This is a genomic window from Brucella tritici (assembly GCF_008932295.1).
Taxonomy (GTDB): Bacteria; Pseudomonadota; Alphaproteobacteria; order Rhizobiales; family Rhizobiaceae; genus Brucella; species Brucella tritici.
On record NZ_WBWA01000090.1, the window covers coordinates 1 to 776 of the forward strand.

A 776-nucleotide genomic window follows, 5' to 3' on the forward strand; every position below is an offset into this window, starting at 1 on the left:
ATAGGTCTCGTCAACACGCCAGGAACGGGCCGTGGGTCGCTTGCGCGATTGCGCCTGGGCAGCGATCAGCGGTGAGTACCGGACAACCCATCGGTTCAAGGTCGCATGATCCACAGCAATGCCGCGTTCTGCCAGAATTTCCTGAAGGTCACGATAGGAAACCGGGTAACGCACGTAAAAGAAGACTGCATGCAGGATGATACTTTTTGGAAAATGGGTACCTTTGCAAGCGACCGTCATTCGCATTCGCCTCACTCAATTATGCGCACTGACGCTCACATAGCTCAGCAGAAGTGAAAATTTTGCGACACAGCCAACTGGGCGGCTTCATATCGCAACGCTGATGAAAAAGATGGGCATTGAGGCAATCTATCGCCGCCCGAACACCTCGAAGCCAGCGCCAGGGCACAAAATCTATCCCTATCTCCTGCGCAAGCTGGCGGTCACCCGGCCCAACCAGGTGTGGGCAATGGATCTGACCTATATCCCCATGGCGCGTGGTTTTGTCTATCTCTGCGCCGTCGTGGACTGGTTCAGCCGCAAGGTTTTATCGTGGCGGCTGTCGATCACGATGGAAGCGGCCTTCTGCATCGAAGCAGTCGAGGAAGCGCTGGCCCGCTATGGAAAGCCGGATATCTTCAACACAGATCAGGGATCGCAGTTCACGTCCATTGACTTCACCACCGTGCTGAAGAAGGCGGAAGTCGCCATCTCGATGGATGGCAAGGGCGCGTGGCGGGACAATGTCTTCGTCGAGCGGCTCTGGCGGTCGATCA

General features: G+C 56.1%; 2 pseudogenes. One reads left to right on the forward strand and one right to left on the reverse strand.

The window, feature by feature from the left end:
- Positions 1-240: pseudogene (locus F9K91_RS25560) on the reverse strand (IS6 family transposase); the annotation flags it as partial.
- A 79-nt stretch (positions 241-319) separates the two neighbouring features.
- Between F9K91_RS25560 and F9K91_RS25565 the strand changes: the two are divergent.
- A pseudogene (locus F9K91_RS25565) lies at positions 320-776 on the forward strand (DDE-type integrase/transposase/recombinase); the annotation flags it as partial.